The organism is Sphingomonas sp. 66-10 (assembly GCF_001897045.1).
In the GTDB taxonomy this organism is placed as follows: Bacteria; Pseudomonadota; Alphaproteobacteria; order Sphingomonadales; family Sphingomonadaceae; genus Sphingomonas; species Sphingomonas lycopersici.
The window spans coordinates 4,404-16,543 of sequence record NZ_MKRR01000148.1 but is presented as its reverse complement, the minus strand read 5'-3'; the positions used below and the strand labels follow the sequence as shown (position 1 = coordinate 16,543).

General features: G+C 67.0%; 17 protein-coding genes and 1 other RNA gene. 9 read left to right on the top strand and 9 right to left on the bottom strand.

What is annotated here, in order from left to right; translation table 11 throughout:
- Both BGN95_RS22045 and BGN95_RS22040 read left to right on the top strand, forming a co-directional pair.
- On the top strand, positions 1 to 743 hold a 743-nt coding region (locus BGN95_RS22045), incomplete at its 5' end, for an ATP-dependent helicase C-terminal domain-containing protein (RefSeq protein WP_286774007.1).
- Between the two features lie 11 nt (positions 744 to 754).
- Positions 755 to 1,036 (top strand): ETC complex I subunit, encoded by a 282-nt coding sequence (locus BGN95_RS22040; RefSeq protein WP_179510935.1) that lies wholly within the window; start codon positions 755 to 757, stop codon positions 1,034 to 1,036.
- A 108-nt stretch (positions 1,037 to 1,144) separates the two neighbouring features.
- On the opposite strand, the gene BGN95_RS22035 is transcribed toward BGN95_RS22040, so the two are convergent.
- The 4 genes from BGN95_RS22035 to BGN95_RS22020 are packed head-to-tail and all read right to left on the bottom strand — an operon-like array spanning position 1,145 to position 3,795.
- A complete protein-coding gene (locus tag BGN95_RS22035; protein ID WP_179510936.1) occupies positions 1,145 to 1,654 on the bottom strand; it encodes an NUDIX hydrolase in 510 nt (169 codons plus the stop codon).
- Positions 1,651 to 2,325 carry a TPM domain-containing protein gene (locus BGN95_RS22030; protein WP_286774006.1) on the bottom strand — a complete coding sequence of 225 codons (675 nt, stop codon included), beginning with the start codon at positions 2,323 to 2,325 and terminating at the stop codon, positions 1,651 to 1,653. Before BGN95_RS22030 ends, BGN95_RS22035 begins: the two co-directional genes overlap by 4 nt.
- Complete coding sequence (locus BGN95_RS22025) at positions 2,319 to 3,194, bottom strand: TPM domain-containing protein (RefSeq protein ID WP_286774005.1); 876 nt, start codon at positions 3,192 to 3,194, stop codon at positions 2,319 to 2,321. The genes BGN95_RS22030 and BGN95_RS22025 overlap by 7 nt, the downstream gene beginning before the upstream one ends.
- Before the next feature lie 7 nt (positions 3,195 to 3,201).
- Complete coding sequence (locus BGN95_RS22020; RefSeq protein ID WP_179510939.1) at positions 3,202 to 3,795, bottom strand: LemA family protein; 594 nt, start codon at positions 3,793 to 3,795, stop codon at positions 3,202 to 3,204.
- A gap of 106 nt (positions 3,796 to 3,901) precedes the next feature.
- On the opposite strand from BGN95_RS22020, the gene mscL reads away from it, so the two are divergent.
- Positions 3,902 to 4,333: a large conductance mechanosensitive channel protein MscL gene (gene mscL, locus BGN95_RS22015; protein ID WP_179510940.1), complete on the top strand. Its 432-nt coding sequence runs from the start codon at positions 3,902 to 3,904 to the stop codon at positions 4,331 to 4,333.
- Between the two features lie 38 nt (positions 4,334 to 4,371).
- On the opposite strand, the gene BGN95_RS22010 is transcribed toward mscL, so the two are convergent.
- Positions 4,372 to 4,803 carry an RrF2 family transcriptional regulator gene (locus BGN95_RS22010; RefSeq protein WP_179510941.1) on the bottom strand — a complete coding sequence of 144 codons (432 nt, stop codon included), beginning with the start codon at positions 4,801 to 4,803 and terminating at the stop codon, positions 4,372 to 4,374.
- Between the two features lie 42 nt (positions 4,804 to 4,845).
- Here BGN95_RS22010 and ssrA point away from each other — a divergent pair.
- Positions 4,846 to 5,196: a transfer-messenger RNA gene (ssrA, locus tag BGN95_RS22005) on the top strand.
- Between the two features lie 136 nt (positions 5,197 to 5,332).
- Here ssrA and BGN95_RS22000 read toward each other — a convergent pair.
- Positions 5,333 to 6,121 (bottom strand): SDR family oxidoreductase, encoded by a 789-nt coding sequence (locus tag BGN95_RS22000; RefSeq protein WP_179510942.1) that lies wholly within the window; start codon positions 6,119 to 6,121, stop codon positions 5,333 to 5,335.
- Between the two features lie 140 nt (positions 6,122 to 6,261).
- Between BGN95_RS22000 and BGN95_RS21995 the strand changes: the two genes are divergently transcribed.
- The 4 genes from BGN95_RS21995 (at position 6,262) to BGN95_RS21980 (ending at position 10,059) form a co-directional block, all read left to right on the top strand.
- Positions 6,262 to 7,089 (top strand): SDR family NAD(P)-dependent oxidoreductase, encoded by an 828-nt coding sequence (locus BGN95_RS21995; protein ID WP_286774004.1) that lies wholly within the window; start codon positions 6,262 to 6,264, stop codon positions 7,087 to 7,089.
- On the top strand, positions 7,086 to 8,579 hold the full coding sequence (locus BGN95_RS21990) for an MFS transporter (protein WP_353744733.1): 1,494 nt from the start codon (positions 7,086 to 7,088) through the stop codon (positions 8,577 to 8,579). Before BGN95_RS21995 ends, BGN95_RS21990 begins: the two co-directional genes overlap by 4 nt.
- A gap of 194 nt (positions 8,580 to 8,773) precedes the next feature.
- Complete coding sequence (locus BGN95_RS21985; RefSeq protein WP_179510944.1) at positions 8,774 to 9,292, top strand: CHAP domain-containing protein; 519 nt, start codon at positions 8,774 to 8,776, stop codon at positions 9,290 to 9,292.
- 119 nt (positions 9,293 to 9,411) lie between these two features.
- On the top strand, positions 9,412 to 10,059 hold the full coding sequence (locus BGN95_RS21980) for a hypothetical protein (RefSeq protein ID WP_265268538.1): 648 nt from the start codon (positions 9,412 to 9,414) through the stop codon (positions 10,057 to 10,059).
- A gap of 169 nt (positions 10,060 to 10,228) precedes the next feature.
- On the opposite strand, the gene BGN95_RS21975 is transcribed toward BGN95_RS21980, so the two are convergent.
- Both BGN95_RS21975 and BGN95_RS21970 read right to left on the bottom strand, forming a co-directional pair.
- A complete protein-coding gene (locus tag BGN95_RS21975; RefSeq protein ID WP_179510945.1) occupies positions 10,229 to 10,612 on the bottom strand; it encodes a PaaI family thioesterase in 384 nt (127 codons plus the stop codon).
- Complete coding sequence (locus tag BGN95_RS21970; RefSeq protein WP_265268540.1) at positions 10,609 to 11,061, bottom strand: PaaI family thioesterase; 453 nt, start codon at positions 11,059 to 11,061, stop codon at positions 10,609 to 10,611. The genes BGN95_RS21975 and BGN95_RS21970 overlap by 4 nt, the downstream gene beginning before the upstream one ends.
- Positions 11,062 to 11,165: 104 nt before the next feature.
- Here BGN95_RS21970 and BGN95_RS21965 point away from each other — a divergent pair, with 104 nt between their 5' ends.
- On the top strand, positions 11,166 to 11,948 hold the full coding sequence (locus BGN95_RS21965; RefSeq protein ID WP_286774003.1) for a crotonase/enoyl-CoA hydratase family protein: 783 nt from the start codon (positions 11,166 to 11,168) through the stop codon (positions 11,946 to 11,948).
- A 96-nt stretch (positions 11,949 to 12,044) separates the two neighbouring features.
- On the opposite strand, the gene BGN95_RS21960 is transcribed toward BGN95_RS21965, so the two are convergent.
- Positions 12,045 to 12,140, bottom strand: a 96-nt coding sequence (locus BGN95_RS21960) for an EipA family protein (protein ID WP_286774023.1), incomplete at its 5' end; no start/stop codon positions are given.

Sequence of the window (12,140 nt, the reverse complement as noted above, 5' to 3'; positions counted from 1 at the left end):
TGTTCGCCGACCGGATCGAAACCCGCCACACCGCCGAATTCGACCCCGCGAGCGGCGCGGTGCGCCCGTTGCGCGAGCGGCGGCTCGGCGCGGTGCGGCTGTCGAGCGGCCCGGATTCGCACGCCGCGCCCGAAACGATCGCGGCGGCGCTGGTCGAGGGGGTGCGGCGCCACGGCCTCGATCTGCTGCCGTGGAGCGAGGGCGCCCGCGCTTTTCGCGTGCGCGCCGATTATGCCGGGGTGGCGCTCGACGATGAAGCGTTGCTCGCGCGGCTCGACGAATGGCTGCCGGCGGCGGTCGAGGGGCGGCGGCGGCTCGATGCGATCCCGCCGGGCGCGCTGACCGAGGCGATCCGCAACCTGCTCTCGTGGGACGATCTGCAACGCATCGAGCGCGTCGCCCCGGCGCATTTCACCAGCCCGGCGGGCAGCACCCATGCGATCGATTATGGCGCGGAGGGCGGGCCGCGCGTCGAATTGCGCGTGCAGGCGTTGTTCGGGCTCGCCGAGCATCCGGTGGTGGGGGAGGGGCGGGTGCCGCTCGTCCTGTCGCTCACCTCGCCGGCGGGGCGGCCGATCCAGACGACGCGCGATCTGCCCGGTTTCTGGGCGGGAAGCTGGGCGGCGGTGGCGAAGGAAATGCGCGGCCGCTACCCCAAACATCCCTGGCCCGACGATCCCGCGAGCGCCAACGCCACCTTGCGGACGAAAAATGCCGATGCAAGGCGCGCGCAATCGCGATAAGGGAGCCCATCATGCCAACCGCTCGCATCTATCAGCGCCCGAAAAATGCCATGCAATCGGGCAAGTATCGCACCGACCGCTGGGTGCTCGAATTCGAGCCCGCGGAAGCCAAGAAGCCCGATCCGTTGACCGGCTGGGCCGGCAGCGGGGACACGCGCGATCAGGTGCGGCTCGGTTTCCCGACCCGCGAGGCGGCGATCGCTTATGCCGAGCGCGAGGGGCTGGCCTTCACGGTGATCCCTGCGCCCGAACGCAAGCTCAAGCTCCAGGCCTACGCCGACAACTTCCGGTGATCTAACCGCCGTTCCCCCTGAGCTTGTCGAAGGGCAGCCCTTCTTCCTTGGAAGAAAAGTGCAGGGCTTCGACAAGCTCAGGGCGAACGGGAGGGTGATCGCCGCTCGCTAAACCAGCGTATCGGCGAGCAGCAGCAGCATCTTCACGTCGATCGCCACGCCTGCCGCGCGCTTCGCCGCGACGAACGCGGCGACCTCGCGCCGCGGGACGAGATGGACGATGATATTCTCGTCCGCATCGCCGCCGCCTACGCCGGTCTTCACCAGATCGTGCGCGCGGACGAGGGTGAAGCCTTCGCTGACCATCCCGGGCGAGGAATAGAAGAAGCCGAGCGGCTCGATGCGCCCGGCGCGATACCCGGTTTCCTCCTCCAGCTCGCGCGTCGCGGCGGGGCCGACCGCTTCGCCCTCCTGCTCGTCGCCGATCAGCCCGGCGGGCAGTTCGAGGCAATTGCGCCCGAGCGGGACGCGATATTGCTCGACGAGCACCACCTCGTCCGCCGGGGTGATCGCCAGGATCACCGCCGCCTCGATCCCGCGCGCGCGTGAGGCATATTCCCATTTGCCGTCCTTCATCATGCGGATGAAGCGGCCCTGCCAGACGGTTTCTGCTGTCATAAGGTGATGAGTCGATCCGGTAGTTCGTTGGTATCGCCCGGCGTGCGCGGGAAATGTTCGGCGAGGACCAGCCCGATCTGCGCCACCGCCGCGGCCATGCCTTCCGCCGCGCGGCCCTGCTTGAGCGGCCCGATCAGCGCGGCCATCGCCGCGCCCCAGGTCGCATCGGGGACGCGATCGTGGATCGCGGCATCGGCGATGATCTCCGCGCGATGCTCGTCGAGGCTGAGGTAGAGCAGCACCCCGGTCGCGCCGATCGTGCGCTTTTCCGCGGCGGCGCGGAAGATCGCGAGCGCGCGGGCGCGGACGCGGCGTGCCTTGGTCGCGCGCGGGGTCAGCGCCAGCCGCAGCGGCCGCCACGCGAAGACGACGCGGCAGATCAGGAAGACGATGACGAGGACGAACAGCGCGATCGTCAGCACCGCGTTGATCGGCACCGCCGGCGCCCAGGGATCGAGCCATTGATGCAGCCGCTCGATCGGCAACGGGAAGGCGGCGAGCAACGCGATCGCGAGCAGCATCGCCAGCATCGTCCAGTGCAGCGCGACATCGTGATAGGCATCGGACGACCGCGCGACGACGGTGACGATCTCGCCGTCGGTCCCCGCCTCCGCCGTGGTGACCGCCGCGGTCACCGAATCGCGCTCTGCAGCCGTCATCCGCATCACCATCCCCCCGAGGCGCCGCCGCCGCCGCTCGATCCGCCGCCGCCGCCGGTGAAGCCGCCGCCGCCCCAGCCGCCGCCTGAATCATCACCGCCGCCACCACCCCATCCGCCGCGGGTCGCCTCACGACCGATCTCATTGGCGATCGACCACAGGATGATCGGTAACGTGCCGGAGCCGCCGCCTTCGTTATACAGCCGCCCGCGCCCACGCCGCGCGAAGAACAGCAACACGAACACGAGCACCATGCCCCAGAAGATCAACCCGATCGGGATTCCGCCGCCGCCCGTCCGCTGGCGTTGGTGCGTCGCGTCAAATTGTTTGACCGCCGCATCGAGCCGAGCTTGCGCTTCCTCCGGCGAGGCACGGAGCTGGGTGATGATCGCGTCGGTTCCGGCCTGAACGCCGCCGGGCAGATCGCCGGCCTTCACACGCGGGACGACATCGTTGTTGATGATGACGCTGGTCAGTGCATCGGTCAGGACCGGTTCGAGCCCGTAACCGACCTCGATGCGCAGCTTGCGATCGTTGGGCGCGATGATGAACAACGCGCCGTTGTTAACATCCTTCAGGCCGATGCCCCACGCGCGGAACAGCTTGTTGGCATATTCCTCGATCGGATAGCCCTGCAGATCCTTCACCGTCGCGACAACCACCTGCCGCTTGGTATCGCGCTGCAACGCCTCGAGCTTCTGCGTCAGATCGGCCTTCACCGCGTCGGGCAGCACCCCGGCCTCGTCCACCACCAGCCCGGTGAACTTCGGAAAGGTCTGCGCCGCCGCCGGCAGTGCCAGCGTCGCGAGCAACGCGACAAGGAGCGCGAGCAACGCCCGCGCCCATTGCCATTCGGGCCGAGCGGCGGCCGGGGCGCGCATCGTCACCTCAATTGCCGAAGTTCACCTTGGGCGCGGTATCGGCGCCGGGGGTGGTCGCCTCGAACGGCACCATCGGCTTCGCGCCGTAGAAAATCTTCGCGCCGATCGCCGCCGGGAAGGTGCGGATCGTGGTATTATATTGCTGCACCGCCTGATTGTAATCGTTGCGGGCGATGGTGATGCGGTTCTCGGTGCCTTCGAGCTGGCTCATCAGCGTGGTGTAATTGCCCTGGCTCTTGAGCTCGGGATAGGCCTCCTGCAGCCGCTGGAGCGACAGCGTCAGTCCGGCCTGCGCATTCTGGAACTGCTGCATCTTGGCCGGATCGGTGAGCTGGTCGCCGGATACCTTGACCTGATTGGCCGAGGCGCGCGCCTGCGTCACTTCGACGAGGATATCCTTCTCCTGCGCGCCGGCGGCCTTCACCGTGGCGACGAGATTGGGGATCAGATCGGCACGGCGCTGATATTGGTTCTGCACATCGGCCCAGCGCGCCTTGGCATTTTCCTCGGCGGTCGGGATGCTGTTGATGCCGCAACCGGAAAGCGTGAGCGCAACGCCGGCAATCGCGACCGAGCGGATGGCAATCGGACGAAACGTCATCGGGGGTCATCCTCCTGTTTCTGTCCTAGCCATATAGGACACTCGCGGCGCTTGGCGAAAGGGCAATCGGCGACTAATCATTCGCCACCCACAGAGGAGAGCGGGAATGTTCAAGGAGTTCAGGGCATTCATTGCGCGCGGGAACGTGATGGACCTCGCCATCGCGGTCATCATCGGCGCGGCGTTCGGTAAGATCATCACCTCGCTGACCGAGGACGTGATCATGCCGGTGATCGGGAAGATCTTCGGCGGCCTCGATTTTTCCAGCTATTTCATCGTGCTCGGCGACGTGCCGGCCAAGCTGCAGGGATCGACCGATTATGCCGCGCTCAAGAAGGCGGGCGTGCCGCTGCTCGGCTACGGCCAGTTCATCACCCAGGCGGTCAATTTCCTCATCATCGCCTTCATCATCTTCCTGATGATCCGGGCGGTGAACCGGGTGATGCCGAAGAAGGAAGAAGAGGTTGCGGCCGAGCCGGCCGATGTCGCGCTGCTGCGCGAAATCCGCGACGAGCTGCGTAGCCGTCGCGGTGCGTAAATAATTGTCGCCGGCCCGTCGCCCCTCGGGGCGGCGGGTCAGGCCGCGACGAGATGCTCGGCGGTGGCGTCAGCCAGGCTGGTGCCGTCAAGGATGCGCGCGGTTTCGTCGCGCACCCGCATCATCGCGTGGCGAATCGCGCAATCCGCCTCGCTCTTGCAATCCTTGCACGGGCGATAGGCGGTGCGGCTGACGCAGGGGACCAGCGCGAGCGGCCCCTCGATCACGCGGATGATCTCGCCCAGCGACACCAGATGGCTGGGGCGCGACAGGCAATAGCCGCCCATCTTGCCGCGGTGGCTGAGCAACAGCCCAGCATCGCGCAGATCGGCGAGAATCAACTCGAGGAACTTGCGTGGCACATTCGCCTCGGTCGCGATCCGATTCATCGGAATCGGCGGGCTGCCGGCGGGGGCCTCGGCCAGGAAGAGCATCGCGCGAAGCGCGTAACGGGAACGCTGCGTCAACATGATAGCTTGCTCTATGCACCCCTATTATGGCGAGCGAAAGGCGGGCTTTTAGTTTTCGTACCAAGCCCCTATATCGGTCTCGCTCGCGGGGCTCGCCCCACGGCTATGGCGATAAACGCCGGCGATTAATAGGCGCAGCGGACCCGGGGGCAGTACCCGGCGGCTCCACCACCAACCGTCCGTTCCACGGACGGGTGATGACGGGGCCGAACCAGGATCGACGTGTGTTGAAAAGCGCTGGCTTTTGCTCGGAATGGGACCACCGTGACGGCCCGTACACAAGTGCCAACGATAACGAGGCGCTCGCGATTGCCGCGTAATCAGTGACCTAACGGTCTAGATTACAAGGACAAAAGCGCGGTTGGACCGCACCGGGCAACAGAAGCGGATTCCAGCGGCACGGGGAGCGCCGGGCAACAGAAGCTCCCCACCTTCCATATTCTAGCTTCCACCCCGGCGCAGGCCGGGGTCCAGCATCGGGCCGGTCGTAACTGGGCCCCGGCCTGTGCCGGGGCGGAGAGATCTTGTCCTACGGCTCGATGCTCGTCCCCAAGGCGGCGTTAACGAGTCCGCCGTCGACCACGAGCGTATCCCCCACGACATAATCCGACGCGCGGCTAGCAAGGAAGATCGCGGCGCCCGCCATATCGTCGAAATCGCCGATACGGCGCATCGGGATCGATTTCGCCACTTCATCGCCATGATCGCGCGCGGCGCGGTTCATCTCGCTGGCGAAGGCGCCGGGGGCGAGGCTGGTGACGATGATCCCGTCCTTCACCAGCCGCGCCGCCATCCGCTTGGTGAGATAGATCAGCGCCGATTTCGACGCATGATAGCTGTAGGTCTCCCACGGATTGAGCCGGAGCCCGTCGATCGAGGTGATGTTGATCACCTTCGACGGGCGGTCGTGGCTCGCCTGCCGCTTGAGCAGCCCGTGAAGCGCCTGCGTCAGGAAGAAGGGCGATTTCACGTTGAGGTCCATCACCTTGTCCCAGCCGCTTTCGGGAAATTCCTCGAACGGCGCCCCCCATGCGGCCCCGGCGTTGTTGACGAGGATGTCGAGATGATCCTCGCGCGCCGCAATGTCCGCGGCGAGCGCCTGGCACCCCGCGACGGTCGACACGTCATGCGGGATCGGGATGCAGTTCGGCCCCAGCTCGGCGGCGGTTTCCTCGCAGGCGGGGGCCTTGCGCGAGGAGATGTAAACCTTCGCGCCCTGCTCGATATAGGCCTTGGCGATGATCTTGCCGATCCCGCGCGATCCCCCGGTGACGAGCGCGACGCGCCCTTCGAGGCTGAAAAGTTTGCTCAGGCTCATCGCTCTCTCCTGCATCCTTGTTCGATGTCCTCGCGCTACCGGAGGCGCTCGCGCGAAGCAAACCGATAGTTCGAACCGTCATATGATTGACGTGGGGCAGCCCCATACTATGCTGCCGAAAAACTTGGAGAGGAGAATTTATGCGCTTCACGGGCAAGCGCGCCGTCGTCACCGGCGGCGCCTCCGGCATCGGCCGTGCCACCGCGATCCGGCTGGCGGAGGAGGGGGCCGAGGTGTGGATCGGCGACGTCGACGAAGCGGGCGGGCGCGAGGTGGCGGAAACCTCGAACGGCCGCATCCGCTTCCAGCGCCGCGACGTGACCAAGGCGGAGGATATCCGCGCGCTGATCGAGGCGGCGGATGCGGCCGGCGGCGTGGACGTGCTGTTCAACAACGCCGGCGCCGGCGGCGCGCGTGAGCATATCGACGAAATCTCGCCCGACGATTGGGATCGCACCCAATCGCTGCTGCTGCGCTCGGTCGCGCTCGGCATCCGCTATGCCGCGCCGTTGATGGCGAAGCGCGGCGGCGGGGCGATCGTCAACACGTCGAGCGTCTCGGCCTTGGGCAGCGGCTATGCCCCGATCGCTTATTCGACCGCCAAGGCCGGGGTGCTCCATCTCACCAAGGTCGCCGCGGCGGAACTCGCCAAGGATTCGATCCGGGTCAATGCGGTGGTGCCCGGGTTCATCACCACCAATATCTTCGTCAGCGCGCTCGATCTGCCGAGTGACAAGCGCGCGGCAGCGAATCAGGTGATCGGCGGGATTGCAGCGCACGCGCAGCCGGTGAAGCGCGCCGGGCGCCCGGAGGATATCGCAGCGGCGGTGGCCTATCTCGCCAGCGACGATGCGGCGTTCGTCACCGGGACGCACATTCTGGTCGATGGCGGGCTGACGATCGGCACGCGGCAGAGCTGGGATCCCGAAATGCCGGGCATGTTCGAGGCACTGGAGTCGATGGCGTGAATGCCCGCATCACGCCCGCCGAGGCGATGCCGCTGACGACTCCGCCGGCGCGTCGCCTGTCACCGGGCGTGATGGGAAGTTACGGCTTCGGCGCCGCGGCCTATGGCGTCAAGGATTCGGGCTTCGGCACGTTCCTGCTGCTGTTCTACAATCAGGTCGTCGGGGTGCCGGCGGCGACCGTCGGCTTCGTGGTGATGATCGCGCTGATCGTCGACGCGTTCGTCGATCCGACGGTCGGTTTCCTCTCCGACCGCACACGCAGCCGCTGGGGGCGGCGGCACCCGTGGCTTTATGGCGCGGCGCTGCCGATCATGCTCGGCTGGGTCGCGCTGTGGAATCCGCCGATCGGCCAGTCGCATATGCTGATCCTGGTGTGGCTGTTCGTCACCGCGGTGCTCGTGCGCAGCGCGGTGAGCGCTTATGAGGTGCCGAGCCAGGCGATGGCGGTCGAGCTCAGCGCCGATTACGACGAGCGCACGCGGATCATGTCCTACCGCTATCTGTTCGGCTGGCTCGGTGGGTTGCTGATGCTGGTCGCGGCCTATGTCTATTTCCTCGCGCCCGCGCCGGGCTATCCCAACGGGCTGCTCAACCCGGCGGGCTATCGCGGCTTCGCGATCGCTGGCGCCTTGTTCATGGGGCTGGCGATCCTCGTCTCGGCGATCGGCACGCATCGCGAGATCCCGCGGCTGCCCAATCCGAAGATCGAGAAGCAATCGCTCGCGCGGAACCTGCGCGACATGGTCGAGACGCTGAAGAACAAGGCGTTCGCAGTGCTGATGCTGGCCGGCCTGTGCGCCTATACCGGGCAGGGGATCATCTACGCCATCTCCAATTACGTCGCGAGCTTCGTGTGGCGCTTCGAGGGGATGACGTTCCTCTATTACAGTATCACCTTGTTCGCCGGGGTCGGCGTCGCCTTCGTCGTCGCGCCGGCGGTCGGGCGACGCGGCAGCAAGCCCAGGATGGCGGCCTGGGCGTCGACGATCGCGGCGGTGCTGGGCACCGCGCCCTTCTGGCTGCGGCTTGCCGGCTGGTTCCCGGCGGTCGGCGATCCGTGGCTGCTGCCGCTGGTGTTCTTCTTCGCCGGGCTGTCCACCGCCGCCGGGGTCACCGCCTATATCACCGGCGCGTCGATGCTCGCCGATGTGGTGGAGGAATCGGAGGTGCGCACCGGGCGGCGCTCCGAGGGGCTGTTCTTCGCCGGCGGCTTCTTCATCCAGAAATGCACCAGCGGGGTGGGCATCTTCGTCACCGGGCTGATTCTCGCTGCAGCGGGCTTTCCGGCGAAGGCGGTGCCCGGGCAGGTGCCGGTGCCGGTGCTCGATCGGCTGACCGCGATCTACGGCGCCTGCTACCTGCTCTTCTATTGCCTCGCCGCCTTCTTCTATGCGCGATTCCCGTTCGGTCGCGGCGAACATGAGGCACGGCTGGCGCAGCTTGCTGCAACCGGCGTCCTCGAGTCGGAACCCCGCCAGCCCGCAGCATGACCCCCCGATGAACCGCATTCGGATCGAGTCATCGGCGCGTCGAAACGATTCATCGGAAACGCCGCGGGCGGCACTTGGTTTCCTTGGTTTCTGCCCGTAGCCGGAATTCACCGAACGTCCTGTTGACCGGGGGGTCGCAAGTGAATTTGAAGGTTTTGGCTGCGCGTTTTGCGCTGGTGGCTTCGTGCGGCCTGATGGCAGCCGCCCCGGCGTCTGCTCAATTCTGGCAGTGCGCCACCTATGCCCGCGAGATTTCCGGCATCCAGATCCGCGGCAACGCGAACACCTGGTGGGGCCAGGCCGCCGGCCGCTACGAGCGTGGCGCCGAGCCGCGCGTCGGCGCGGTGCTGGCGTTCAAGCCGACCCGCCGCATGCGCGTCGGCCATGTCGCGATGGTTTCCCGCGTCGTCAGCGATCGCGAAGTGCTGCTGACCCACGCCAATTGGTCGCGCCCCGGCCGCGTCGAAACCAATGTCCGCGCGATCGACGTGTCCCCCAACAACGACTGGTCCGAGGTCAAGGTGTGGTACGGGCCGACCGGCGATCTCGGCAGCTCGACCTATCCGGTCAACGGCTTCATCTACGCCGATCATGCGCCGGAAACGCGTCCGGCGCTCGACAATGGCACCGAGCGCACCACCGCGTTGGCCAATGTGGCGATCGCCGCGGCCGCCAAGGCGCCGGTGACCGGCGGACTTTCGCTCGCACAGTAAGCGCCGCGATGCCGCGCGCCATTGCCAGCGCGCGCGGAACGATTATGGTGCAGCGCATACGGGGCCGCCTTCGATCGCAAGCGCGGCCCCATGTTGTGTTCGAGCCAAGGTATAGCCCCGTGACCCTTCGCCAATCCGTTGCCCCGATTGCCCTTCTCGCTGCGTTGGGGGGCTGCGCGAAGACCGGCGACATCGATCTCACCTCCGGCGTCGGCATCACCGCGGTGCGCTCGGCCTGCCCGGTGGTCGGGGTGCCGGCGGGGACGGGCGACATCACCTTGTTCGATCCGGCAACCAGCCAGGACGAGCGCGCGATCGATGTGGTGGCGAACATCACCAATGTCCGCTCGACCTGTGACGACAGCGGCGCCGAAGTGGCGACCACCGTCACCTTCGACGTGCGCGCGCGTCGGACGCGGACCGAGGGCGCGCGCGACGTGACCTTGCCCTATTTCATCACCGTCGTGCGCGGCGGCAATGCGGTGACCGCCAAGCGCATCGGCCGCGTCGGGCTGCATTTCGACGCGGGGCAGGCGATCGCCTCGACCAACGGCCAGGCCTCGACCACGATCAACCGCGAGGCGGCGACGCTGTCGAAGGAAGTTCGCGACAAGCTCAATCGCAAGCGCAAGGCGGGCGAGCAGGATGCCGCGGTCGATCCGCTGAGCGCGCCAGACGTGCGCCAGGCGGTGCTCTCGGCCAGCTTCGAGGCGCTGGTCGGCTTCCAGCTGACGCAGGATCAGCTCAAATATAACGCCCAGCGCTGAACCGTAAGACCGGGTGACGGTGCCTATGGCAGGGTATCGTGCGCAAAATATGCTCCGTTCGCCCTGAGCTTGTCGAAGGGCTGTCCTTCTTCCTCGCGAAGAAAGTACACGGCTTCGACAAGCTCAGCCCGAACGGGAGAGGTAATCGCTGCGTAACGCCGCGTGAGGCTCAATCCCGCTCGATCAGATAGTTCATTCGTGCCGCGGCGATCGGCCGGCTGCGATCGTCCTGCCACGCGAAGGCGTCGACATTGGCGACGCGGTTGCCGAGCCGGGTGATGCGCCCCGCCGCGCGGGTTTCCAGCCCGCGGCCGCCGCGCATGAAATCGACCGTCACGTTGATCGGCTTGATCCGGCCGCCGCCTTCGTTTTCCAGCGCATGGCGCAGCGCGGCGATCGCCGCCACCTCGAGCAGCCCGGAGATCGCGCCGCCTTGCAGGAAACCGGGCCGGCCGAGCACGTCGTCGTGGAACGGCATCACCATCACCGGGGTGCCGTCTTCCGCCAGTTCCAGCGTCGCCTTGAGCAATCCGGTATAGGGGGGCAGCTTCATTTGGCGGCTTTCGGATAGGCGCCGTTGGGCACCATGAAGGTGGCCGCGACATGCGCGATCGGGTCGTCGATATCGCCGTCATGCGCGATGCCGCGCGTGAAGGAGATCGATCGCGCGATGCGCAGGCATTCGGCGCGGCCGATCACCGTTTGCCCCGGCCGCGCCGGGCGGAGGTAATCGATCCGCAGGTCGAGCGTGGCATGCGGCGCGAAGGCGCCGATTTTCTGCCACACCGCGATGCTGGTCGCCATGTCCATCATCGCGATGATCGGGCCGGAGGCGAGCACGCCGCTTTCCTCGTCGCCGATCAGCTCGTCCGAATAGGGCAGCGCCAGCTCGACCCAATCGTCGCCGCGCGCATGATAGCGAATGCCCAGCCGCCCGCCGTGGCCGCCGAACGACCGGCCATTGGCCATCCCGATCGGCATGGTTGTGGGATCGAAGTTCATGGCGCGTCTCTACGGACCAAACTCGCGCAGGACAACGCCGCGTGCCGTTGTCCTTCGCGCGATTGGACCGTAACGCTGGTGCGACAAAGCCATAGGAGAGCGCGATGGAACAGCGGGTGACGATCACGGTTGCGGACGGCGTGGCCGATGTCCGGCTCAATCGCGCCGACAAGATGAACGCGCTCGATCCCGCGATGTTCGCCGGGATCAACGATGCGATCGCCCAGCTCGCCGGGATGAAGGACGTGCGCGTCGCGGTGCTCTCGGGCGAGGGACGGGCGTTCTGCGCGGGGCTCGATATGGCGTCGATGGCCGGCGGCGGATCGGGCAACGATCTCGCGGCGCGCAGCCACGGCCTCGCCAATGCGCCGCAGAATGTCGCCTGGGGGTGGCGCGATCTGCCGATGCCGGTGATCGCGGCGGTGCACGGCGTGGCGATGGGCGGCGGCTTTCAGGTGATGTCGGGCGCCGACATCCGCATCGTTCACCCGGCGACGCGGATGTCGATCCGAGAAACCTATTGGGGGCTGGTGCCCGATATGGCGGGCGTCGCGCTGTGGCGGACGCTGGCGCGCGACGACGTGCTCCGCGAGCTGACCTATACCGCGCGCGAATTCTCCGGCGCGGAGGCGCTGGGCTATGGTTTCGCGACCCGGCTTGACGAGGAGCCTCGCACTGCCGCGCTGGCGCTGGCACGCGAGATCGCCGGCCGCAACCCGCAGGCGGTGCGGGCGTCGAAGCGGCTCTACAATCTTGCTGCCGATGCGGATGCCGCAGCGGTGCTTCGCGCCGAGAGCGCCGAGCAGATCGCGCTGCTGCGCTCGCCCAACCAGATCGAGGCGGTGCGCGCCAATATGGAGAAGCGTGCGGCGGTTTTCGCCGATTGACGGGGCAGACCGGCCGACCTCAGCACATTGGCCAGTTCGTCGTCACGCCGGGCCTGACCCGGCATGACGGCAAAAGAGCGGACTCGGGTTGGCTGCTCAGAAGGGCAGCCACTTCGATTTATGGCTGAACTTCATATAGCCGACATTGACCCCGGCGCGCCAGCCGACCCCCAGCCGCACCGGGATCAGCAC

Bases quoted from the DNA above. Each gene is read 5' to 3' on its own strand.
- BGN95_RS21985 (WP_179510944.1), top strand. From the start codon at position 8,774: ATGGCAGCCGCCCCGGCGTCTGCTCAATTCTGGCAGTGCGCCACCTAT.
- BGN95_RS22025 (WP_286774005.1), bottom strand. From the start codon at position 3,194: ATGCGCGCCCCGGCCGCCGCTCGGCCCGAATGGCAATGGGCGCGGGCG.
- BGN95_RS21975 (WP_179510945.1), bottom strand. From the start codon at position 10,612: ATGAAGCTGCCCCCCTATACCGGATTGCTCAAGGCGACGCTGGAACTG.
- BGN95_RS22000 (WP_179510942.1), bottom strand. From the start codon at position 6,121: ATGAGCCTGAGCAAACTTTTCAGCCTCGAAGGGCGCGTCGCGCTCGTC.
- BGN95_RS22010 (WP_179510941.1), bottom strand. From the start codon at position 4,803: ATGTTGACGCAGCGTTCCCGTTACGCGCTTCGCGCGATGCTCTTCCTG.
- BGN95_RS21995 (WP_286774004.1), top strand. From the start codon at position 6,262: ATGCGCTTCACGGGCAAGCGCGCCGTCGTCACCGGCGGCGCCTCCGGC.
- BGN95_RS21970 (WP_265268540.1), bottom strand. From the start codon at position 11,061: ATGAACTTCGATCCCACAACCATGCCGATCGGGATGGCCAATGGCCGG.
- mscL (WP_179510940.1), top strand. From the start codon at position 3,902: ATGTTCAAGGAGTTCAGGGCATTCATTGCGCGCGGGAACGTGATGGAC.
- BGN95_RS22030 (WP_286774006.1), bottom strand. From the start codon at position 2,325: ATGGTGATGCGGATGACGGCTGCAGAGCGCGATTCGGTGACCGCGGCG.
- BGN95_RS22040 (WP_179510935.1), top strand. From the start codon at position 755: ATGCCAACCGCTCGCATCTATCAGCGCCCGAAAAATGCCATGCAATCG.
- BGN95_RS21965 (WP_286774003.1), top strand. From the start codon at position 11,166: ATGGAACAGCGGGTGACGATCACGGTTGCGGACGGCGTGGCCGATGTC.
- BGN95_RS22020 (WP_179510939.1), bottom strand. From the start codon at position 3,795: ATGACGTTTCGTCCGATTGCCATCCGCTCGGTCGCGATTGCCGGCGTT.
- BGN95_RS22035 (WP_179510936.1), bottom strand. From the start codon at position 1,654: ATGACAGCAGAAACCGTCTGGCAGGGCCGCTTCATCCGCATGATGAAG.